The following is a 20,718-nucleotide window of genomic DNA, read 5'->3' on the forward strand; positions in this document are numbered from 1 at the left end:
TTCTTTCACCATTTTATCTTCTCTTGCTCATTCTTTGTTACAATAGATCGGCACGTTTCGTTAGTCCGCTACGTCGGCTCTCAATCTTTTATTGCAAAATGTCCATTCTTTTTTCACGTTTCCATAGGTATACGACAATAAGTACACTAAGAAGTATCATTAGGCCATATGACATTGGTGCAAGCCACTTCGGAGTCCAGATAAGAATCATATTAGGCAATAATGGATTTAGGCCAAATATAAGGAAGCCGACTACGAATGGAATTTGTACGCCGATTAATGACACCATATTCGGAACTCTGCTTGAAAAACCCATTGAGAGAGTTGCGAATATAAATCCGATCAAGTAAATCGCAGCGACACAAAGCATGATGAATTGAAAGAATGTCGGATCAAACCATGATTCATTAGCAATAAATGTGTTCACGCGGACTTTGAAGAACATGGATGTACGATTCAATGAATACACACTGAAATAGACGGCCAACAATGATGTAATGATAATAAATGTAGCAATATATCCTGCCAGTAGCTTCGTTTTGAAAAGATTCCGCCCCTTTTTCGAAGTGTATTGCAACAGCAGTAGCCCTCTTGAACGATCTTTTATAATTGTTGACGAAATTACCAATACAACGCTGAAAAGAATTGCAACTCCGACATTGGCAATGAACGATTTAAAGTTCTGTATAACTAGATCTGTGTATACTCCAAATTTCTCTTCTTCAATCAATTGTTCAAAACGTTGCCTTTCTTTATCTGATAAAACGTCAGGAACTCTTTTCCTTCTTTCATGAAACTCAATTAGGCCGTGACGCTCTTGTAGCTCCCAAAATAAGTCGGTTTTATTTCCAAAAAAAACGTCATCACGAAGGGCTCGTGCCTCTTGGGAAGGATTCCACCAATCATATGCTTTGAATTTGTCATATGTATCTATACCTTCTGCAACGAAATCTTCTCTAGACTGCAAATACCTATTTGTTTCTTCTACTTTTGCTTCGTACATCTTTTTGAAGTCAATAAACTCCTCCTCATCCATAGTGGAGCCATATTTATCAACCATTTCTACTCCGACATTGTACGAGAAAACCCCACTGCCATTCGGGAAACTATCGATATGAAACTCGATCAATAAAAAATAGAGTATGCTATTGATGAATAACAGCAACAACATCATCTTCCACGTGAAAATCTTCTTTACTTCATTCCATAACATTCTCATTGTTGCACCCCCTCAGTGAATATCAATTTTCAAAAACCGTTTATATGACATGAAGCCTACTACAATCGTGATAATCGTCCAACAGCTCATTGTCATCCATTCGAAGTTTTCGAATAGGATTAATCCGCTGCTTCCCATGAAAGAGTATCTGATTGCCAAGAGTAATGTCGGTAATGTATATGCAAAAACGAATAACAGGGTTGATGACGTTGGCATGAAGCTTGGCAACAGCCACAATAGAACAAATACGGCTGCGATAAGAAAGAAACTGATGTAACTGTTTTTCACTGCGATAGATATCGCAAATGTCAATCCGACAAAAAGCAATAACACGATGAACACGATTGCAATAACCCCTGTTAAAAAGGTCCCTACAGAAAGATCCCACCAAGCGACATACGGGAAGTTGTATTCCCAGTTGAACGCGTTGCTAATTGAAGTTTTCCATACGTGAGAGTAATCAAAGACAGAGAAAAATGTACCAAGTGTAATCGCGAAAAGGAAAACGATTATAGTTGCCGCTATAGCCAAAGATGCTAAAAGCTTGTCCTTCATCAGCTTTCTTCCGCGCTTTGTGGAGTACGCAACAAGATGTGTCTTGCTTTCAAATTCATATGTCGTAATTAACGCGGTCGTTAGTACAATTAATAGAAGAGATTCGATAATGATATGCAGGAAGACCGTCTTGAATAAAAAGCTATGCATGAAATACGCTTTTCCCGCGAAAAACCATTGCTTATGCTCTCCGTTGTTTACCATTTCCTCGAATCGCTCCGAGAGTTTCTCGTATTCATTCAGAAGTGTTTCGGCAGCATTGCCACTTAGAAAATACTTCTCAATTTCCGCCTCACCCGTCTTCTTTATATCCATTGCTTCATAGCTTTCATCAATTGACTTTGCCATGTTCAAATACATTTCGTTAAGTTGCAGCCGGTGAATGAACAGCCATTGTTCATCGCTATATTTCACTTGATCCTCAAAACGCAATTCATCGAGAAAATCATAGACACTCGTAAACTCTGACGCTGTCATCCTATTTAATTTTGCCAAATCGATTTGAATGTCACTTTCGAATCGGTTCAATGAATTATCCGTAATGTCCCTGCCGTATTGGTCGATAATTTCATTTAGCATTTTCAATTCTTCTTTGTGATCGGATGAACTGATGATGACGAATACATTAAAAGCGGAAAAGACGATGAATAGGCCTATCAAGATAGGCGAAGTCAGTGCCTTCTTGCATTCATTGAGGATTATTAGCATCATACTTCCCCTTCGATTTCATCTCGGTATTCATAAAGGAATACATCTTCAAGTTGCGGTGGAACGGAAATCCATTCCACTTCAGGGACTCCTTTATGGATAAACCGGACGATCATCTTGCCATACTCCTGCTTTTCGGAAAGAAGGACAAACTTTTTCCGGAATGCTTCTAAACTTTCAAAGTCAATCGTCGTTTCAAACACATTTCCATTGAGTGTTGCACAAATTTCTTCGACAGAATCCTTATACAATAGCTGCTTGTTTTTAATCATTATGACTTCATTCGCAATCGACTCGATATCCGAAACGATATGGGTTGATATGATGACAAGTCTGTCGCGTGCAAGTTCAGTGAGCAAATGCCGGAACCGAGCCCTTTCTTTCGGGTCAAGACCTGCTGTCGGCTCGTCTAAAATGAGGATTTTCGGGTCATTCAGCAATGCTTGAGCAATGCCGACACGCTGGATCATCCCACCGGAGAATTTCTTCATTTTTTTATTCACAACATCACTTAATGCTACTTTATCCAATAACTCATTGATTTTTTGAAGCGCTTCTTTTTTCCCGATTCCTTTCAAGGCCGCTAAATACAACATATATTGCTTAGGCGAATAGTTTTTGTAATAACCGAATTGCTGTGGCAAAAAGCCTAATAGTTCTCGGTACTGCTCGTCCATCTCGAGGATGTTTTTCCCGTTATACTGGATTTCCCCTTCGCTCGGCGTAATTAAGGTCGCCAACATTTTGATCAGCGTCGTCTTCCCTGCGCCATTCGGGGCAAGTAGTCCATATAGGCCCGTGTTGAATTCCAAATTGATCTGTTGTAAGGCGGTAAAATCGCCGTAGCGCTTGCTCACATCTTTCACGACTAACATATTAAAATACCCCTTCCGTCTGCTTGAAGTTGATCAGCTTTTTCAAGTAGTTCATATAAATGACCAGGCAACCAAGTAGAACAATTGCATAGATGAAAACTGGCATTTGGAGGAGCATGCCGTTGTAAAACTCGTTATTGACAGATCTCACAATAGTGTTTCCTAAGAGCCATACAGTTATTGTCACTATGACTATCCCTTTTGTCCTCCGGTTCATGAGGGCGATTGAAAGAATAATTGAAAACAGGAATAGAGATGTACCGGAGATTATAAATGCACGAATAAATTCGATTTCTTCGTATTTCATGACAAGGAATGCAATCGTAACCGTGTTCAGTATCATCGTAGAAACACTGAACATAAGCATCCGGAAGGCAATGACTTGATAGACATTGTATTTACAAACCATTTCCACGTCATAGGTAGCATTTTGAGTTTTATTCATGTACGTATAAATCGAGAAAGCTAGAAACAGCAATGGTGAAAAAAGAAAGATGAAAGCATAGAGATCATGCATTTCAATATGAATTGGTATGATGAGAAACAGGCTGTATATTCCGACTGCAATACTTAAAATGAAGATAAGTTCCAATCGATCCGAAAAAAGATGCCTTAAACCTACCTGTTGCACCATTGATCGCAAATAGGATGAAAAGGATTCCCTCTTCACTAAGCCTTTTGTGACAATATGACTGATTTCTCTCTCGATGGCGCTATCATCGGGCATTGGAATTTTCATTTGACCTTTCTTCACTTTTATCCACCTCCAATTCTTTACGGATCATTTTCAGTGCTGCATAGTATCTTGTTTTGACAGTCGATAATGGAATTGCTTCAATGGACGCAATCTCATTCAATGTATATTCACCGAATAGCTTTAGGCGAACAATTTGCTGTGAATGTGTATCAAGCCGATTGACCAATGAATTGACAAGCTCGAATTGCTCCTTGTGTTCAAGGGCGATTTCCAAATTGTATTCATCTTCGAGTTCCTGATTGATTTCTTCTATCGGGTGCGTAAATTGAGCGTATCGATAATGCTTGGAACGAAAATAATCGACAATGCGGTTAGAGGCAAGTCTGTACAGCCATGTCCGAAACGATGCTTTTTTTCGGTCGTAGGAAAATATTGACTGCAATACGGCAATGAATAACTCTTGCGTTAAATCCATTGACAACTCCTCATCAAGTGTTTGCTTGTAATGAAAAGCAAACATTTCCTTATAATATTTCGATACAAGTTCATTCGCTGCGGATTCACTGTCATCTCTTTTTATCTGCCTAATCCAGCGCAAATCGTTCTCCATTTATACATCACATGCTTTCCATATCATTGCCCTACAAGTATATTCGTATTTTTCACAGAAAAAGTTTTAAAATCCGACCTAATTTTTATCATTATTTATTTAAGGCCGATCCTGCTTATAATATTAGACCTTAATTACACGCTTATTTTCTTGTACATCTTTACAATGTTTGTTATAAAGCAATGCACAAAATAGGATTTCCTTTTTGGATAACATATAATTATGTAGTACCATCCACCCTTTAAGTAATAATAACCAACTCTACCCGTTTTCGTAAATTTCTTTACCGCCGTCACCTTTAGTTTTTAGACATAGAAAAAGCACCCCGAAGGATGCATAGTTTAGATATCATCATACTTATTTAATTCATCTTCTAACTTTGCATTACTTTTTTTGTACGACTCTTTCACATCGTCATTTAAATGTAACACCATTAGCAAACTGTCCATTACTTGAGTAAAGTCGACTATTTCCAACAGTTTTCGATAAGTAGTGCGTTTTACTTCGTTATCGTACAGGTTCACAGTGATAGGTCCTTTGTTTTCCACAGAAAAAACATACAACATGTTATTTCTTGAATCATGGTAAAGAACCGGGCCTCGTGAACTCATATAATTAGTATCTTTACCTTTGAACCTGTAACCCATCGAAGCTATAAGTTCCATTGCTGGAATTAATTTCATTGCGGTCTGCCTAGCTTTTTCTTCCTGCTTAGTAACTAATTCATGTTGCTTAATCTCAAGCTCTTTAAGTAAAGTTGCATCCCCTTCGCTTCGTTCAATAAAACCTTTTACTAAATCGTCTAATTTATTCATCTGCACCCTCCCCTTTCTATATGACATTATTCGCCAAGAAAGGTGAAAAACCTTCTTTTACCATTCGTATGTATCGAGGGCTGGGGTTCGTAATGGTACACATTTACGAACGCTGTGTTTAAAATGAAATGTATCGTGAAAATCAGTTCGTAAATATATAAAAACACTTTTCGAACGTTCGCCCGTTTATTTGCGAGTTCCCGAACGGAATTGTACACTTTAAGAAACAAACGTTCTTAAAGGAAGTGAACAAAATTGGAATCTAGGAAATTCGGTTATGTTCGCGTTAGCGCAAAAGATCAAAATGAAAATCGACAAGTTGAATCGATGTTAGAAATCGGAATTGAGAATCGTGATATTTTCATAGATAAACAATCGGGGAAAAACTTTGATCGTGACAATTATCAATTGATGAAGAGAATGATGAGGAAAGGTGATACTCTTTATATTCACTCACTTGATCGATTTGGCCGGAATAAGGAATATATTTTAAATGAGTGGAGAGAACTGACTAAGGATATCGGTGCTGATATCGTAGTTTTAGATATGCCTCTATTAGATACAACTAAGCATAAGGATAGTATCGGTACGTTTATTTCCGATCTCATTCTACAGGTTCTCTCTTGGATAGCGGAAGATGAACGGGAACGTATTCGAAAACGGCAGCGCGAAGGAATTGATTCAGCTTTTGCAAGAGGTGTTAAGTTCGGACGCCCATCAGTAGAAATAACCGAAGAATTCATACAGGCTTATGAAAAATGGAAAGTCGGGGAAATCACAGCGGTTAAAGCAATGGAGGAAGCGGAAATGAAGAAAACAACCTTTTATAAATTAGTTAAGATGTATGAAACGGCCAAAATATCAAGGCTCTGATTCATTAGAAACAACGTTATAGAAATACTCCCGACATACTTGTGTGATTACAGCCTTGCAATTATATCGCTTTTGACATCCGTTTTAATGTTAGACGTCAAGAATTTAACCATGCAATACCATCATGTACCAATGATCAAATTATTCAGGAATTTTAGGAGGTAAAGAAAAACGCCTAAAAAAAGGCGCATAATTCATTCTATAATGTCTTTGTAATAATAACTGGCTGATAAATCGGATATATCCCCTACAAGAAAATTACTTTTAATTTCTAACAGTGGATCGTGGAAAATTATCCTAAATTCATTTTGATATTTGTAATCAGCCGGTTTAAGAAAATTACTCCAAGTTCCGTGATATTCATTCGGATCAACGTACACTGATTCTCTAAAATAAAACTTTACTTTTTCCCAGTCATTTCGATCTTTGTTTAATTCCGATACTCTCTCATCGATCTTTTTTAAAAACTTCGGAACATCGAAAATTATTGTTAGATATTCACCAAACTCGAACATCCTATCATCAATTTCGGGTTCTGATGGATTAAAAGCATACGTTGAATAAATTTTGTATTCCTTGTTATCAATGTCGCGTCTAATGAAGTTTCCCACCATATGTTCCGAGATGTCGAAATAATGACCATCTATCCCTTTGGCAAGAACAGGAATTTTATCTTCTTTTAATTTTTCTACTTGCAGTAAATGTGAAGCACCTTCCAAAATGTCATTTCTTGTTTTGCCGTCATCGTCATATTTACTAAACTTTTCTAATGCAGATATGAATAAATCTCCTTTTTCTACGAGCGCATCTGAAAATATTTTTTGGTCTGTCACTTTAATTAAACAATGTGGCAATTTATATCCAGTCATTTCCTCAATATCTCCCTTCAATTATAGAATTATAATTTATTTATTTCTCCAGTTCCCTCCAATAGAAGCCACTTTATCCGTAATGTTTTTTTACTGTCTTTTAGGCAGTGGTTATAAAATGAAGTAATCTCGCAACCTCGTCTGATTCTTTACGTAGTATTTCTTCACAGTTCGGAAGACATAAAGTTTTTTTACTTCATCAAAGCTTTTAACTCCTCAATACTTAACACATCATCTTTTCTTCTATGTATCATCCTGTGACAATTCGAGCAAACAGGAACAAGGTCTTCCTTTGGATCAATACTCATCTCTTTGTCCAAACTACTAAGCGGTTTAAGGTGATGAACCTCGATGAAGTCCTTCCCTCTTTCTCCATATACCTCTTCAAAGTTGAATCCACAGGCAATACAACTTACGCCATGTATTTCAATTGCTTTTTTTCTATTCTCTGGTTTTCTTTCATATCGTTTCCCATAATACTTTTTAACTGCACCATCCTTGTAATAACTATCTTCTTCAGCTTTTTCTGAATCGATATCATCAACAATAATATCTCCTAACATCTGGCTCTTCTTGAACTGATTCATAAGTCTATAAAGACATTGAATAACTAAGCTAAAGTCGGAATCCTGTTTTTCAAGAATAAGTATAGCTTCGTGGATGCTCTTTCTACTAAAAATACCTTTGTGAACATTTTTCAAACCCATGAAATGTAGTATTCCCATAGCCTGGTAACCACGACTTTCATCTGGATTAAACCCCATAACGTTTTCATCAATCCATCGATGGCTCTCTGAATTAAATAGGTATTCATAAACAGCTCTATCCCTAACAGCTTCTTCGTAGAGATTATATTCTCTATCCCGTCTTACTGGTTCAAGTTGTGGAATATCATTTTTAGAAATTGACATTTTCTCGGCACCTCAATGTTTTTTATTACACCTAAAGCAGTCTTTTACAAAGGAAAAGCAATTCACTTTTCCTTTTGCAAATTGACTTAAATAATTATCATCATGCTAGTTCATATATTCCACTGGCCTTCCCCTATACTAATTCATACTAATTCACAGAGCTTTATCAAAATAAGAAATCCCTTAGTTGTATTTTCTAAACTAGTCGCTAGCAGAATATTGCCAAAGTGTTTATCAATTAGTGTATCATGATTCGGCGGGCAAGCAGTTATTAATATCTAAACGCCTACCCCGATTCTAGCTTGATAATCTGCCTTTTTGGGAGGGATATTATTCCTCTTATATAATGATAGCAAGGATGTATGACCAGATTGTGCACAATGGAGATAGCCTAAGTATTTAAAGCGGAAAGCAATCAAGCACCTAATTGTTCCAAGGTGCTTGTTCTTCATTTACTTTTTAGATAAAAAAACTATAACGAGATTATGTCCCAATTTGTCTTATGGAATCAGGAAAATTGGGACATTTTCGTAGGATTATAAATTTACAAGTTGCCACATGCTCATGACAAATAAACAATGGGTAGTCACAGCAGGGCAACAATCTTGATTATTGTCATTTAGGTTCTGCCTGTTTTGACACTGATATTGCCTGGACATGTAGGGTGAGACATGATAGTAGTATTGCTGTCTCCAATTCATATCCCAAAGGTAATGTCACTTCTATTTCTATTTAAATTTAAATTACTCTTTGAAGACGGTTGTCATTTAAGTCTATTAAATAGCTATCCCTTGCATTCCCTCGAACATCGTTAACTCTTTGCTGATATTGATGGAGAGGAGAATCTTGAATAATTGCGTCTAAATCCTTGAATGATACTTTCCAAACCCCATGCATAGAATCAATCGAAATGTCCGTGTCACCATACTTTGGGTTTGTACTCTCTTTAAAGTATCTGACTGCAATCCAATCAACCCAAAAATAAATGTCTATGTCCGGGTTATTAACTCTATATCTGTCTGCATCATTTTTGTTGAATGTAACCGTATACTGAGGGTCGTATTTGTATTTCCCAGCTGTAAAAAATGGAGTGTTTTGTGTTTTTAAATCAGCTAAACCATTACCTATACAATTAGCAAGATCAGGAGCATATCTATTTATTTTCTTTTGAGGATTAATAATCTGGCCTAACTGGAGACCATATTTTTTTATAAAGATGTTTTCCTTTCTTTCCCCATGGGAACACCACGAACCTTTATCTTGTAAATCTCCATGTGTAACCACTTTTCCATCAACATCGTACATAATAGGCGACATTTAAAAAGCACCCCCAGTTAAAGTTTCTTTACATATTTTCTTCCAAGAAGTTATTCCACATATTCTCACCAGATTCACCGTATTTTTCCACAAATTGGGCGGTGAGTTCCATACGCTTCATTTCTATTAGCTCTTTTAGTGTTATGCCACCTCGGTCTTCGAAATTCTCCGCAATTGAAATCGTTAGATACCAAAGCTTTTTATAACATTCAGGGTCATTCGAAATAAACTCCCAAAAATTACGTCCTGCTTCAAAATCAAAACTTAAATACTGTTGAGTTATTCCACTGACACGATCGGCTTTCCCGTATGTAATCCCTAACATTCCAGCGGAACCTGGAGCACGCCTTACTGCAGATTGAAGTTCACTACTAATTTGAATACAGATATCTTTGTTGACGGTATTTGGTCCAGATTTCATCTGTATATACCAACGGACTGGAACACCTTGTTCATTTTCCTTAACAATTGAAATGTCAGCTCCACCAACTCCAGTTGTTTCACAAAAGGCAGTTGCAATTCTTTGAATGGTCATACCGAAACCAGTACTTGTAGAGCGTTCAAGTCTTGCATTAATCATGTATTCCACTAATGCACTAGCAGTGTTTAGTTCGGCAGCTGTTCCTACCAATTTCATTAAAAGTGGATTTGGAGTTAAGCTGTCAAGGTGCAGATTTCTCAAGTTTTTAAATACATTTTTTAAGTACTTTATCAAGATGTCTTGTATTTCAAGTGTGATATCTGTACCGTTTATTTTTCTAATACGTTCGTCGAACATTCATTACACCCCCAAAAGAAATAGGATACAGGGATAAATCCCTATATCCTATACTACCATATCTTGTATAATTCTTGTGAACTTTTATTTAACATTTCAATAATAGCTTCACCTAGTACTTGGGCCAATCGAACCGGAACCGCATTTCCAACTTGTGTATATTGTTGTGCTAAAGTTCCGGCAACATAATAACCTTTCGGAAATTCTTGGATAGCCATATATTCTTCAATGCTTAATGGCCTATCTTCAAAAGGGTGTCCTAAATTTGTGCTTTTTTGCATAGGTGACGTTAACAGAGTAGGCGCTGGTTTATGAATGTCAACTCGTCTAAAAAAGCCTACTTTACCCCCACCTGATTCGTAAGCGCCACCCATAGCCTCTCTTACAACATGCTCTCCATAATTTCGAAGGTCTCTCCAATTACCTCCGCCTTGGGGAATCATTTTCATCCATTTTAAACGGTCAGCAGAATAATTAACATGGTTGTGTTTTTTAATATCCAACTCATTTAAAACATCACTAACTGTCCTCCATTTTTTCTTTCCACTTGAACCATTCTTGTCGTAAGTAGCATCGGGAAAAGAGAATTTTGTATTTAAATCATTACGAACGCCAACAATAAACACTCGTTCACGTGTTTGAGCAACTCCATAATCTGCAGCATTTATTAAACTTACGGAGACTTCATAATTTCCAAAGTGTTTCAGTAGATGTTTAAATGCACTACCGGGTTGTTCATCAGGTTCGAGAGGTCTTTCATTTCTCTCCGAGATGGGAACATGTTTCAAGGCAGAGGATAGAAGTCCTCTTACATTTTCGAGCAGAAATACTTTTGGTTGAACCTCTTGTACTAGATCAGCAAATTTAAGCATAGCCTGACCTCTAGGATCCTCAAATGCTTGTCTCTTACCTGCTGTGGAGAAAGATTGGCATGGACTTCCCCCAATAAACAAGTCAATCTCCTCGTTTACGGAAAGACCAGCTTCTTCATATATTCTTTTACCTGAGTAATCCATAACATTGCCCTGTTTTACAGTTAGGTTAGGAAAATTCGTTTGAAGTGTTTCGCAGTATGTTGGTTCGATTTCTACTGCTAGTTTCACTTCAAATCCAGCCCTTTTTATTCCTATATCAAGCCCACCAGCACCTGCAAATAAAGAAATTGCTTTTCTATTCATTTAATTCACACCTAATAAATTTGATATGTTTATTATAGCATTTATTTTTTATTCGGTCCAGTAAATTAATTTTCCAAAAGAGCAATATTACATGGCAGCTTCCAATGAAAAGGAATTGTCGTAGAATAGAACCGGTTTTTTGTTTTCCGATCATGGATACAGACCTGCTCCTAATTCAATTATTTGAGGTAAGTATACTGGTTGTAAGACGCATCTCCTTTAGAAATATAATGTATTAGGTGTTTTCATGTGTTCTTTATTAACCCCAAGATAGTGTCGTAATTAAAGCAGATTAAAGTTTCAGGAATATGATACATTTGAAATATGAGCATGGGTTACGAATAGAAAGGAGAAAAGTTATGTACAAGAAAGAAATACAAGAACTAAGTGGCGCTGCAGAGGATCTATTTATCGCCGCACAGAAATACGAAATGTACTTTACTGAGTTGTTTGCTAAAATTAACGAAAAAGAGTTACCTTCTGAATTACGAAATAAATTTGAAGTGTACAGAGAGGCACTAAAGCACGCAGTAACCATCGGTAATATAATCGAAAAAACAAAGTTAGATATATTAGTTGAAGGTACGTTGGTTCAAAAAATTAATGGTCACTATATGGTGCAGGGAGTAGAAATAAGAAAAGGTACTTACGTTGAATACTGGGTTGATGAACCGAATAACAATGAAGGCGGATATTTTCAGCCATCAATAATAGATAGTGATCAATTAGGTTATTTTATGTTGAATTCTTACGGAAAAAGAATTTCTTTAGATGGCCAATTGGTTCGTTTGAAATAATACCCGATTACCCACTAATATAAAAAGACGTTCCAAAAACTAAATGGAACGTCTATATTTTATTCTTTAAAAATATCCTTTCTCCTTTAGACTAATAAATTGATGATCACCAATTACTACATGATCAATCAATTCCACACCCATAACGCTCCCTGCCTTAGCCAATCTCTTCGTTACCTCAATGTCTTCAGGTGAAGGATCCGGCCTCCCACTGGGATGGTTGTGGAAGCAAATTATTGAGGCAGCACTATGTTTCACTGCTTCCTTGTACACCTCCCTAGGGTGTACTATCGATGAATTTAGTGAACCGATAAAAATGGTCTTTTTATGAAGCACTTCATTCTTCACATTCAAAAAGATGACTACAAAATGTTCTTGTGTCAGATTCGTCATCTCAGCCATCATATAAGCTGCTGCATCCTCTGGTGAACGGATAACGTAGCGTGAATCTGCTTTTCCAGCCGAACGCATTTTACGAGCAATCAACATGCCTGAATGAACCCTTAAAGCCTGGTTGTGTGTCATGCCTTCTTCTTTCAGTTCGGATACCGTCATATCAACCAACTCGCGAATACCTCGTGCAGCCAGACGCCCAGTAAACTCCGGTTTTACAGATGGGCCTATCAAAACAGCCAGGATGTCCTGCAATTCAATAATACTTTCAGAACCGACTGCATTGTAAGTTGATACTGCCTCGCGAGCAGAAGTTATATATTTTTTCGTTGTCATTTTCTATATCCTTTCTCACACAAAGCAAGTGCCGAGCGGCACAAGCTTTCATGTGCCACTCTTTCCTTGCCCGGTGGAAGGCTTTTTATGGTATAATCTCTTTACAAGGTTTTAATGAATTACTTTTTTCGAGACGAGAATCTTCTTGTCTCCTTTTTTTCGCCCATTTTTGCAATCACTGCATCATCCCATCCCATCTTTTTCAGATTGGAAGCTGTGATGTTCAGCATTTTCCAAGGGTTTACGCCTTCAAGCACCATGTTCTGGGCCAATTCCTTCAAGCCCTTTTCATCGAACTGCCAAGATGCCGATACAGTGTAATCCCAAATAACGTCACCTGTATCTACTGGTCCATTGATATCAACGAACGCCTTTAACTGGGCTTTCATTGCTTTCAGCGCCGATTCAACACGCTCAATTTCCCTTCCTAGCTTAACTGCCTCTTCCATATTTTCAATGACCTCTGCCTTTGCAAGTACCATTTCATTATCCTCCTTTAGATTCCGATATTTCCGCTGCCAATCACTTTTACATCGCCTTTTTCAATGGACAGAAAAATGTCTTCAATATCGGTTAGCGATTTCAGCTTTTCAATTTCCCCTTTGCTATCGAGTAGGTAAATTCCACCGAATTTAAAGACTAGGAATTTCTTTTCCTTCTTTTCATCCACATAGCAGACGAATGATTTTTCTACACCTCCCTGTTTAGCGTTAGAAACAAGACGTTCTAATTGTTTTCCAACCATTTTAATCGCTCCTTTTCCAATAATTTTACTAAAAACAAAAAAAGTCGATCGTTTCCCGAAGGATTCAATCGACTTTTAATATATATCACGCTAAAAAGCGTAAATATCCCATATGATTATGCTTAAAAGCAATTTTGTGATGTACTTGTTACATCAGCCCGTCTTTTCTCTTCAACAGAGAATACATAGGTAATAATTCTTGTCGCACTCCTTTTTAAAATATCTAAAAGGTATAACGACGTTCATCTAAACGATGACTTAAAAACTTAATGGTTATACACATTTTAGCAAAGCATTATTGAGGTCGCAAATCTTCTGAACAGAGGAAGGGATGGGGCTGATTGATCGGTCCCAACAAGGCTGACAGTTAAGTAAAACGCTGATTATAGATGAAAAAGAGGAAGGCATTCACCCCCCTCCCTTATCATTTCTTGTTCTTTAGTTTTTCCAAAAGGTTACTTACCTTTTCCTTCATATCAGATGTCTCTTCTTTTAAAACCTCGAATCGATATCCGGTTTCATTCGTTTCAATCTCAACAATATCTCCTTCATTAAGATTTACCTTGACTTCCTCTAACGGAATTATCAATTGTTCGCTTTCATCATCGCGCTTTAAAAATACATAAAAGCCGTCATCGATCCGATCAAGTGTATATTTATTTGTCATCGCTCACACGCCCATCCGTCTTTATCTCTATCCATTTTAGCTTGGTATGCTGGGTGGTCTTTTCCTACCCCTTTAGGATATACTTTGCGCAACTCCGTACAATTTTGAAAATTAGTTTGTGTTGCTGGCGTAGGTTTGGTCACAGGCTTTGGAGCAGGTTTAGCAGCTGGCGCTGGCTTTTCTGCCGTTTTACCACAACTATTGGACACAGAATGCTTGACCCCATCTGTCGTGACTGTAATGTCGCAATCGACAGCCGTTTTGTATATCTTAGCGCCTACATTTTTCAAGCGTGCTTCAATTGCCGCGTTCGGATGACCGTAAGAATTGTTCTTACCGTATGACAGGATAGCTACACTTGGCTTCACATTACTGATGAATGCAGCTGAACTGCTCGTGTTTGATCCGTGGTGTCCGTTTTTGAGTACAGTAGCCGAAACATCGTATTTGTCACGAATATAGTCCTCGATCGCTGTATCTGCATCTCCCATCAACAGGAATGACACTTTGTTGTAAGTAGCTTTCAATACGATAGATGCATCATTGCTATCTTTCGCATTTTCGTCCGCGTAAAGAACTCGTATAACCATTTTAGGATCCAATGCAATTTTGTCCAACTCTTCCGCAATGGTAAATTTGATGTTCTTCTTGTCGATCAAAGTAAGAAGTTCATAGTACGTTTGGGATGTGTGCACATATCCGGAATCGATAAAATTGGTGACGTTAAATGAATTCAACACTTCAATCAACCCGCCAATATGATCCGCATCCGGGTGCGTGGCTACCACATAGTCCAACTTTTTAATGCCTTTTGCTTTAAGGAAATCAACTACATGCTTCCCTGATGATTTCGATCCCCCATCTACCAGCATCGTCTTACCAACTGGCGATTCAATTAAGATTGCATCCCCCTGGCCAACATCAATGAAATGTACTTTCAGTTCTTTTATAGCTGCAGCGTCCGCTGTCGGCATAAAGCCACCAATCAATGCAAACGCCATTAATACTGAAAAAAACCTTTTCATTTTCATTTCCTTCATATTATCACCCTCCTAGTGCCTACATTCGACACTGAATGCTAAAGCCCTTCTTATTTTCACAAAAAAAAGACCACTTCGAAGAGTGGTCAGTCGATGCATTGTACAGATATAATGTGTTCGATTGAGATTCTAAGATCTCCAAAAGGGTCTGCTAATATGATGGCTTTGTTATGTAGGTCAATTACTTCAACAATTCCTTGGTTCTCGATTATACAACCGTCTCTCCATGTTTTAATGAGAGTTTGGCATTTTCTCTTATATGCTATTTCGATTTCTTCCTGGATGGCCGTCAAATCCCATTCAGTAAGTTCCGGCCGATCCGTTTGACTGTCTTCGGCGTGCCAGTCTCTTAGTTCGGCCAAGTGTTCTGGTAGCATCATCGCCGTCCACTTGATACGGCCGCGGTCCTTGATATCGCCTTTCACTTCCATTACACGATCATCTCCTCTTTTCATACAGTGTAAAGAATGTTTGTTCGTATGTAAAGACAAATAAAAAAGCGCCTTCGTAAAGGCGCTATCTTATAGTGTAGGTGGATCTTGCAGAAATTGCACCCATTTCTCATACGCATCAAGCAATGCAGGAGATTTAACAATAGTCGTCATAATCCCCTTGGTACCATCAATTAAAGTCCTCAGAATAGCAGGCTTCGGTTCCTTTGACCCACTCTCCAATGCCGCTCCTTCAATCAATTCCCGTAACTCGTTTTTTACTTTACTGTCACTTATTTCTGATTCAATCAAGGCAAGGAGATCGTTCGTTACGTTTTCAACATCCTGTTTATACACATTTATTACGGTGTTTGGGGATTCGTCCCCAAAACTAACAGCACTGTTAACAGGATTATTAACATTGTTAAAAGAAAACTTTTCACCATTCATAAAATGTATTCCTCCATTCACAATGCATAATTGCTGGGATTGTAGTAATCTAGCAAGAGTCATAAACTCATCCATGGGAGGCACCAAGACATCTTTACCAGATTCATTTTGAATTTCATCGTTTTTTTTTTCAATCTCTTGCTTATATACCTCTCTGAAATAAAAAACTAGATGGGCAAACTCCAAATCCGGAACATACTCGCTATCGCAAATTCTGCATTCAACTTCGTAGTTGGGCAAAACTGTTCCTAACTCGAAATGTTTGTCTGGATGATTGTTAACGCAAAGAGTCTCTATTTTAGCTGTCAAAGCACCAAACTTGCCTTCACTTTTATAAAGGAGATATTCATTTACTTCTAATGGATCACTTTCGTTAGCTAAAGATGCAACTTGGAAGGCATTAAATCGTTTTTCGTTTGACAAAGCTAACCTCTCCAAAACCTTATCAATTTCCACGGTGTTAACACTCATCCAAGTCTCATCCTTTCAATTTTATTCGTTGCTTACTTTTTCGCTTGAAACTTGCTTATATCTTACTTCTGCAAAGACATCGAAAATCCTCTTTATAATTTTTTCGCTCACCTTAGATTTGAATTCAAATCCACCATTCATATTAATGCGAAACTTAACGTTTGTCTTGTAACCCGATTCTGCATCTTCATAAAACACATTCAAAGTTTGAGCTAGGTATTTCTTTCCCATATACCCTTTTTTATACTCGTCTAGATCTCTTAAATCCTTAGTATCGGGATCAGCCGATATTGCATACTTGCCAATACCATTACTCCCCAAATGTTCCCCTTCTAATAAACCCGCTTCTAAAATATCAGCAATTTCTTCAGCTTCTCTTTCTGTTACTTTTGTAAGTGGAATCCTTGTTAAATCTACCGGACTCTCATCATTAGAAATTAAAAAACGAAGCAAATTTATATATGTCACAGAGTTTTTATACCCCGCTCTGACTTCGACAAAAACTGGACTTCCAAAGGTAATAATAGTAGTGACGAACCTTAAATCGATTCTAGAAATAACTTTATAACCGTCTGTGTTTTCGACATTAATTCCATGAACCCATTGGATTCTTATCCCATTTTTGATTTCCTCAACTAAGTTTATTTGAGGTACTTCAGAAATCGAAGGTAACAGTTTCCGGTTCAAGATATTAGTTACACCAAGCTTCTTTTGAATATGGGATAAAAAGTTCCTTTTATTGTTTAGCTTCTGGGGAAAACCCGCAATTTCAAATATATTAACTGAGGTTTTTCCCGCATACTGGTATTCATCAAAAAGCTCTTGAACGAGAGTCTTATCTTTTTCTAGTAAAGCAACGTACATTTCTTCTATATTATTTTTGCTGCAAGTTATTTTTTCTTTTTCGATATGGTGTACTAATCTATCCTTTGCAACCTTTTTCTTGAAGATTACTTTATGAACTGACATTGTATTTCCTCCCTTAAGCAAAAGGAAAACCCGCTAGGCTATAGACAATACAATTTGCATCAATTATAATAGCTATTGGGTAACTAATAATTTAGCAAATGGCATTGGGGGTTGTTCCTGATGTCATTTTTTTGTTGTAAGGCATTTCCATTATAGCATGACAAAAGCCTACATAAAAGGACATATTTCTAGCTTTCACAAAAATCAAAAAGAAATAAAAAAGCGCCCTCATCCAATGGACAGGGCGCTTCTTGCACTTTCAAACAAACTCAATATGTATTTCCAAGCTCCAACCTTGCTTACACTCACTACACCGCCCATCACCCCAAACCGTGCTGCCATATCTGATTCCTTGTAATTCAATCGCCGATTTTAAGCAACCTGGACATTTACCCCCTCTAATTTCTTGGGTTAAGAATTCTAGCAGATCATCGCTTCCGTCATACTTAACTTTGAAAGTGCACATGTCATCAATGCATGGATCGCAAATCGGAAGTTCCCATTCTTCTATTACTCCCGCGTCGCATATGCTGAATTGATGGTTACATACCAGACAAAAGACATCGCTCTTTTCCATATTCAACATAATATCCCCTCCCATCAATCTAGTTCGACAAGAAGTTATGTAAGTCCTTCTTTATGGAGAAACAAAAAAGCGCCTATATCACAACGGATAGGACGCTTTTACAGCCATCAATTTAATTTAGTATATACTTATTTCTGCAATTTATCATAAAACAACTTTCAAAATAGAAGCTAATTGTTGCCGGGTAATATTCTCCCGTGACCATTCACCATTAATGAAACATTTGTCAGTCACCCTTCCATGCCTCGTTATGCGTTTGGCTTAGGTGCTCCAAGATAGCGTTATCAACTGCAGCTACTTCCTATTGCTTAGGTTCTATTTATATTCCGCTAAACTTACGAAAACACTCAATCACAAATGGGCAATGACGGCAATCACTGGAAGGTGTGGAAAGAAATAAATTCTCCGCTTCTTTAGGCAACATATCTAGAATTTCACATTTAGAATTGATTTCGTTGGCCACTGCCAAAGCCCATTGTCGAGACTTTTCCATATCAGCTTGTTTGAAAACGTATGTGCTTGCTTTTCTAAACCGGAGGAAATACAAGTTTCCTTCAACCATTGATTGATTCTTCATTTGACTGATAGCCCAAGCATAAAGACCGACTTGGTGATTATCTTGAACATCGTATCTACTCCTGTTCGTTTTCCAATCCACTATATTACTGCCATCTTCAGATACCACATCAATATATCCCTGAATCATTGGGGCTGACTCATCTTCAGATAACGGAAGTTTGAAATGTACCTCTGTTGCACCCATGTTTTCTTGAATTGGAGACCGGCTGACTAAATCGGACATCTCCTCCAATGTAACTTCCGGATGAAAATCAGCTTCAATCATTCCGTTTAAAACTGCTTCTGTATGACTAATCCCATTGATTTTATCCTCTATTGCTTTATGAACCCCCTTACCCAACGCTAACGGGTAAGTCATCGGTTCCACATATCCCTGAATATATTTTTTATAAAACCGGTACTGACAAATTTCATACAAGTTCAATCGTGAAAAAGAGAATATCATACTGCTTTCTCCTTTCTATATTAAAAAAAGAGGACTGGCTGACCAATCCCCTTTCATCTTTATTAATCAGAACGGCAGATCCTCATCCTTCACTTCAAATGAACCTCCGACTGATCCATATTGATTGGCACGTTGACCATGAGTGTTTGTGTTACCAGCATAGGGATTCGGTTGCTGTTGGAAGCCCCCCTGCCCTTGTGGCTGCTGGTAGTTCTGCTGTCCCTGCTGATTTCCCTGTCCTTGAGATTTCGGGTCAAGGAATTGTACAAAGTCAGCGACAACCTCCGTAACATACACTCTGTCTCCTTTGTCGTTTTCATAATGGCGAGTATTAATGCGACCGTTCACCGCAGCTTGACTTCCCTTCTTAAGATAGTTCGCTGCATTTTCAGCGGCCTTCCTCCAGACCTGAACCATGATGAAATCCGCTTCGTTTTCTCCATTGGCATTTTTAAACGGACGGTTCACTGCAAGCGTGAAATTACACACAGCTACACCACTGTGCGTATATTTGATTTCCGGGTCTTTCGTCAGACGACCTACCAAACTCACGTTATTCATATTGTTCTCCTTTTCTCATGACTGCGTTTCAGCCATGACCCTATTTCTCATCCGTAAAGGGTGACGGATATTTTTAATTGGCTAGCGACACTTTATCGATTGTCACCGAATTTCTTTTACAATGCAGGTTTTTCATTTTCAACATGTAATAGAGAAACGTCACGTTAATTACGACTTTCTCCATTTCAAAGTCAAAAGTGGACAATGAGACTCTCCATGCCGCCCTACCTATTTCAGTACCTTCAATCGCCCAGCTTGTTCTTTCAGCATCTTCTTTCGCATATTCAGCCAATATTCTGTTGAATAGTAGATGAATCTGGGTTTCTCTACATGACTTCATGACAAATTGAAGCAATTCATCCTGCCGTTCCTCCTGATTTTCGATATGTGCGACAACAATGAACATGGCGTAGTGCTTTACCAGCTGTTCGTGTTCATATCTCTTCCAATCTCGAAGAACCGATTCCCTGTTCTTTTTGAACTCAGCCCGATTTTTCCGTTTATATTCAGCCCAGCCAATTGTACGGAGTTGTCGAGCATTCAACCTTTCAGCCGGATGGAGTTTTTTCATCCTTGTTCCGAAATACTTCTTACGTATATCGTCAAATGGAAGACCGGATAGCTTCGTTTCAAAGTCCAATACACCACCGGAAGTACCACAGAACCAACATTTATATAGTTGGTCCTGTGTGTTCAAGGACAAATAGAATTTATGTCCTTTGCCCGGTTTGGAGTCCTCTTCACAAAATACGCATTTGCATAGCGTTTCCTTTTTTCCATACGTACGCTGATTGAAGGTAACACCATATCCCTCTGCAATTTTTAGGATTTCAGGTAGCATGA

General features: G+C 37.9%; 25 protein-coding genes. 2 read left to right on the forward strand and 23 right to left on the reverse strand.

Going from position 1 to position 20,718, the window contains the following annotated elements; genetic code table 11:
* Nucleotides 1–88: 88 nt before the first annotated feature.
* From AB1K89_RS06945 to AB1K89_RS06970, 6 genes are all read right to left on the reverse strand, one after another.
* Nucleotides 89–1,219, reverse strand: a complete 1,131-nt coding sequence (locus AB1K89_RS06945; protein WP_413054047.1) for a hypothetical protein — start codon at nt 1,217–1,219, stop codon at nt 89–91.
* Nucleotides 1,220–1,231: 12 nt separating this feature from the next.
* Entirely contained in the window at nt 1,232–2,482 is a 1,251-nt protein-coding gene (locus tag AB1K89_RS06950) for an ABC transporter permease family protein (RefSeq protein ID WP_413054048.1), read from the reverse strand.
* Nucleotides 2,482–3,357, reverse strand: a complete 876-nt coding sequence (locus tag AB1K89_RS06955) for an ABC transporter ATP-binding protein (RefSeq protein ID WP_413054049.1) — start codon at nt 3,355–3,357, stop codon at nt 2,482–2,484. Before AB1K89_RS06955 ends, AB1K89_RS06950 begins: the two co-directional genes overlap by 1 nt.
* Nucleotide 3,358: 1 nt before the next feature.
* Nucleotides 3,359–4,111, reverse strand: a complete 753-nt coding sequence (locus AB1K89_RS06960) for a hypothetical protein (RefSeq protein WP_413054050.1) — start codon at nt 4,109–4,111, stop codon at nt 3,359–3,361.
* Nucleotides 4,074–4,664 carry an RNA polymerase sigma factor gene (locus tag AB1K89_RS06965; protein ID WP_413054051.1) on the reverse strand — a complete coding sequence of 197 codons (591 nt, stop codon included), beginning with the start codon at nt 4,662–4,664 and terminating at the stop codon, nt 4,074–4,076. The genes AB1K89_RS06960 and AB1K89_RS06965 overlap by 38 nt, the downstream gene beginning before the upstream one ends.
* A gap of 341 nt (nt 4,665–5,005) precedes the next feature.
* A complete protein-coding gene (locus tag AB1K89_RS06970) occupies nt 5,006–5,479 on the reverse strand; it encodes a hypothetical protein (RefSeq protein ID WP_413054052.1) in 474 nt (157 codons plus the stop codon).
* A 255-nt stretch (nt 5,480–5,734) separates the two neighbouring features.
* Here AB1K89_RS06970 and AB1K89_RS06975 point away from each other — a divergent pair, with 255 nt between their 5' ends.
* Nucleotides 5,735–6,352 carry a recombinase family protein gene (locus AB1K89_RS06975; RefSeq protein WP_413054053.1) on the forward strand — a complete coding sequence of 206 codons (618 nt, stop codon included), beginning with the start codon at nt 5,735–5,737 and terminating at the stop codon, nt 6,350–6,352.
* Between the two features lie 194 nt (nt 6,353–6,546).
* Here the strand turns inward: AB1K89_RS06975 and AB1K89_RS06980 are convergent, their stop codons facing one another.
* The 5 genes from AB1K89_RS06980 to AB1K89_RS07000 form a co-directional block, all read right to left on the reverse strand.
* A complete protein-coding gene (locus tag AB1K89_RS06980) occupies nt 6,547–7,221 on the reverse strand; it encodes a hypothetical protein (protein ID WP_413054054.1) in 675 nt (224 codons plus the stop codon).
* Between the two features lie 191 nt (nt 7,222–7,412).
* The gene (locus AB1K89_RS06985; protein WP_413054055.1) at nt 7,413–8,132 is read right to left on the reverse strand and encodes an HNH endonuclease; all 720 of its coding nucleotides are present in this window, start codon (nt 8,130–8,132) and stop codon (nt 7,413–7,415) included.
* A 738-nt stretch (nt 8,133–8,870) separates the two neighbouring features.
* Complete coding sequence (locus tag AB1K89_RS06990) at nt 8,871–9,449, reverse strand: hypothetical protein (protein ID WP_413054056.1); 579 nt, start codon at nt 9,447–9,449, stop codon at nt 8,871–8,873.
* Between the two features lie 28 nt (nt 9,450–9,477).
* On the reverse strand, nt 9,478–10,227 hold the full coding sequence (locus AB1K89_RS06995; RefSeq protein ID WP_413054057.1) for a PmeII family type II restriction endonuclease: 750 nt from the start codon (nt 10,225–10,227) through the stop codon (nt 9,478–9,480).
* 53 nt (nt 10,228–10,280) lie between these two features.
* Nucleotides 10,281–11,405 carry a DNA cytosine methyltransferase gene (locus tag AB1K89_RS07000; protein WP_413054058.1) on the reverse strand — a complete coding sequence of 375 codons (1,125 nt, stop codon included), beginning with the start codon at nt 11,403–11,405 and terminating at the stop codon, nt 10,281–10,283.
* 359 nt (nt 11,406–11,764) lie between these two features.
* Between AB1K89_RS07000 and AB1K89_RS07005 the strand changes: the two genes are divergently transcribed.
* Nucleotides 11,765–12,202 (forward strand): hypothetical protein, encoded by a 438-nt coding sequence (locus tag AB1K89_RS07005; RefSeq protein ID WP_413054059.1) that lies wholly within the window; start codon nt 11,765–11,767, stop codon nt 12,200–12,202.
* A 66-nt stretch (nt 12,203–12,268) separates the two neighbouring features.
* Here the strand turns inward: AB1K89_RS07005 and radC are convergent, their stop codons facing one another.
* From radC to AB1K89_RS07065, 12 genes are all read right to left on the reverse strand, one after another.
* Nucleotides 12,269–12,931 carry a RadC family protein gene (gene radC, locus AB1K89_RS07010; protein ID WP_413054060.1) on the reverse strand — a complete coding sequence of 221 codons (663 nt, stop codon included), beginning with the start codon at nt 12,929–12,931 and terminating at the stop codon, nt 12,269–12,271.
* A 119-nt stretch (nt 12,932–13,050) separates the two neighbouring features.
* Nucleotides 13,051–13,413 carry a hypothetical protein gene (locus tag AB1K89_RS07015; protein WP_413054061.1) on the reverse strand — a complete coding sequence of 121 codons (363 nt, stop codon included), beginning with the start codon at nt 13,411–13,413 and terminating at the stop codon, nt 13,051–13,053.
* 14 nt (nt 13,414–13,427) lie between these two features.
* A complete protein-coding gene (locus tag AB1K89_RS07020) occupies nt 13,428–13,676 on the reverse strand; it encodes a glycosyltransferase family 32 protein (protein ID WP_413054062.1) in 249 nt (82 codons plus the stop codon).
* Nucleotides 13,677–14,100: 424 nt separating this feature from the next.
* A complete protein-coding gene (locus AB1K89_RS07025; RefSeq protein WP_413054063.1) occupies nt 14,101–14,343 on the reverse strand; it encodes a DUF3006 domain-containing protein in 243 nt (80 codons plus the stop codon).
* Entirely contained in the window at nt 14,340–15,383 is a 1,044-nt protein-coding gene (locus AB1K89_RS07030; protein ID WP_413054064.1) for an MBL fold metallo-hydrolase, read from the reverse strand. Before AB1K89_RS07030 ends, AB1K89_RS07025 begins: the two co-directional genes overlap by 4 nt.
* An 86-nt stretch (nt 15,384–15,469) precedes the next feature.
* Nucleotides 15,470–15,874, reverse strand: a complete 405-nt coding sequence (locus tag AB1K89_RS07035) for a YolD-like family protein (RefSeq protein WP_413054065.1) — start codon at nt 15,872–15,874, stop codon at nt 15,470–15,472.
* 30 nt (nt 15,875–15,904) lie between these two features.
* A complete protein-coding gene (locus AB1K89_RS07040; protein WP_413054066.1) occupies nt 15,905–16,735 on the reverse strand; it encodes a BOD1/SHG1 domain-containing protein in 831 nt (276 codons plus the stop codon).
* A 21-nt stretch (nt 16,736–16,756) separates the two neighbouring features.
* A complete protein-coding gene (locus AB1K89_RS07045) occupies nt 16,757–17,704 on the reverse strand; it encodes a hypothetical protein (RefSeq protein WP_413054067.1) in 948 nt (315 codons plus the stop codon).
* A 259-nt stretch (nt 17,705–17,963) separates the two neighbouring features.
* Complete coding sequence (locus AB1K89_RS07050; protein ID WP_413054068.1) at nt 17,964–18,290, reverse strand: hypothetical protein; 327 nt, start codon at nt 18,288–18,290, stop codon at nt 17,964–17,966.
* A 319-nt stretch (nt 18,291–18,609) separates the two neighbouring features.
* On the reverse strand, nt 18,610–19,314 hold the full coding sequence (locus AB1K89_RS07055; RefSeq protein WP_413054069.1) for a RecB family exonuclease: 705 nt from the start codon (nt 19,312–19,314) through the stop codon (nt 18,610–18,612).
* Between the two features lie 66 nt (nt 19,315–19,380).
* The gene (locus AB1K89_RS07060; protein WP_413054070.1) at nt 19,381–19,875 is read right to left on the reverse strand and encodes a single-stranded DNA-binding protein; all 495 of its coding nucleotides are present in this window, start codon (nt 19,873–19,875) and stop codon (nt 19,381–19,383) included.
* Between the two features lie 73 nt (nt 19,876–19,948).
* Nucleotides 19,949–20,716: a hypothetical protein gene (locus tag AB1K89_RS07065; protein ID WP_413054071.1), complete on the reverse strand. Its 768-nt coding sequence runs from the start codon at nt 20,714–20,716 to the stop codon at nt 19,949–19,951.
* Between the last annotated feature and the right edge of the window lie 2 nt (nt 20,717–20,718).

Origin of the sequence: Sporosarcina pasadenensis, from assembly GCF_047228845.1 — a bacterium.
Classification (GTDB): Bacteria; Bacillota; Bacilli; order Bacillales_A; family Planococcaceae; genus Sporosarcina.

Bases quoted from the DNA above. Each gene is read 5' to 3' on its own strand.
- AB1K89_RS06995 (WP_413054057.1), bottom strand. From the start codon at position 10,227: ATGTTCGACGAACGTATTAGAAAAATAAACGGTACAGATATCACACTT.
- AB1K89_RS06965 (WP_413054051.1), bottom strand. From the start codon at position 4,664: ATGGAGAACGATTTGCGCTGGATTAGGCAGATAAAAAGAGATGACAGT.
- AB1K89_RS07005 (WP_413054059.1), top strand. From the start codon at position 11,765: ATGTACAAGAAAGAAATACAAGAACTAAGTGGCGCTGCAGAGGATCTA.
- AB1K89_RS07015 (WP_413054061.1), bottom strand. From the start codon at position 13,413: ATGGTACTTGCAAAGGCAGAGGTCATTGAAAATATGGAAGAGGCAGTT.
- AB1K89_RS07030 (WP_413054064.1), bottom strand. From the start codon at position 15,383: ATGAAGGAAATGAAAATGAAAAGGTTTTTTTCAGTATTAATGGCGTTT.
- AB1K89_RS07055 (WP_413054069.1), bottom strand. From the start codon at position 19,314: ATGATATTCTCTTTTTCACGATTGAACTTGTATGAAATTTGTCAGTAC.
- AB1K89_RS07020 (WP_413054062.1), bottom strand. From the start codon at position 13,676: ATGGTTGGAAAACAATTAGAACGTCTTGTTTCTAACGCTAAACAGGGA.
- AB1K89_RS06980 (WP_413054054.1), bottom strand. From the start codon at position 7,221: ATGACTGGATATAAATTGCCACATTGTTTAATTAAAGTGACAGACCAA.
- AB1K89_RS06985 (WP_413054055.1), bottom strand. From the start codon at position 8,132: ATGTCAATTTCTAAAAATGATATTCCACAACTTGAACCAGTAAGACGG.
- AB1K89_RS07050 (WP_413054068.1), bottom strand. From the start codon at position 18,290: ATGTTGAATATGGAAAAGAGCGATGTCTTTTGTCTGGTATGTAACCAT.
- AB1K89_RS07040 (WP_413054066.1), bottom strand. From the start codon at position 16,735: ATGAGTGTTAACACCGTGGAAATTGATAAGGTTTTGGAGAGGTTAGCT.
- AB1K89_RS06950 (WP_413054048.1), bottom strand. From the start codon at position 2,482: ATGCTAATAATCCTCAATGAATGCAAGAAGGCACTGACTTCGCCTATC.
- AB1K89_RS06990 (WP_413054056.1), bottom strand. From the start codon at position 9,449: ATGTCGCCTATTATGTACGATGTTGATGGAAAAGTGGTTACACATGGA.
- radC (WP_413054060.1), bottom strand. From the start codon at position 12,931: ATGACAACGAAAAAATATATAACTTCTGCTCGCGAGGCAGTATCAACT.
- AB1K89_RS07065 (WP_413054071.1), bottom strand. From the start codon at position 20,716: ATGCTACCTGAAATCCTAAAAATTGCAGAGGGATATGGTGTTACCTTC.
- AB1K89_RS06955 (WP_413054049.1), bottom strand. From the start codon at position 3,357: ATGTTAGTCGTGAAAGATGTGAGCAAGCGCTACGGCGATTTTACCGCC.
- AB1K89_RS07000 (WP_413054058.1), bottom strand. From the start codon at position 11,405: ATGAATAGAAAAGCAATTTCTTTATTTGCAGGTGCTGGTGGGCTTGAT.
- AB1K89_RS06970 (WP_413054052.1), bottom strand. From the start codon at position 5,479: ATGAATAAATTAGACGATTTAGTAAAAGGTTTTATTGAACGAAGCGAA.
- AB1K89_RS07045 (WP_413054067.1), bottom strand. From the start codon at position 17,704: ATGTCAGTTCATAAAGTAATCTTCAAGAAAAAGGTTGCAAAGGATAGA.
- AB1K89_RS07025 (WP_413054063.1), bottom strand. From the start codon at position 14,343: ATGACAAATAAATATACACTTGATCGGATCGATGACGGCTTTTATGTA.
- AB1K89_RS06945 (WP_413054047.1), bottom strand. From the start codon at position 1,219: ATGAGAATGTTATGGAATGAAGTAAAGAAGATTTTCACGTGGAAGATG.
- AB1K89_RS07060 (WP_413054070.1), bottom strand. From the start codon at position 19,875: ATGAATAACGTGAGTTTGGTAGGTCGTCTGACGAAAGACCCGGAAATC.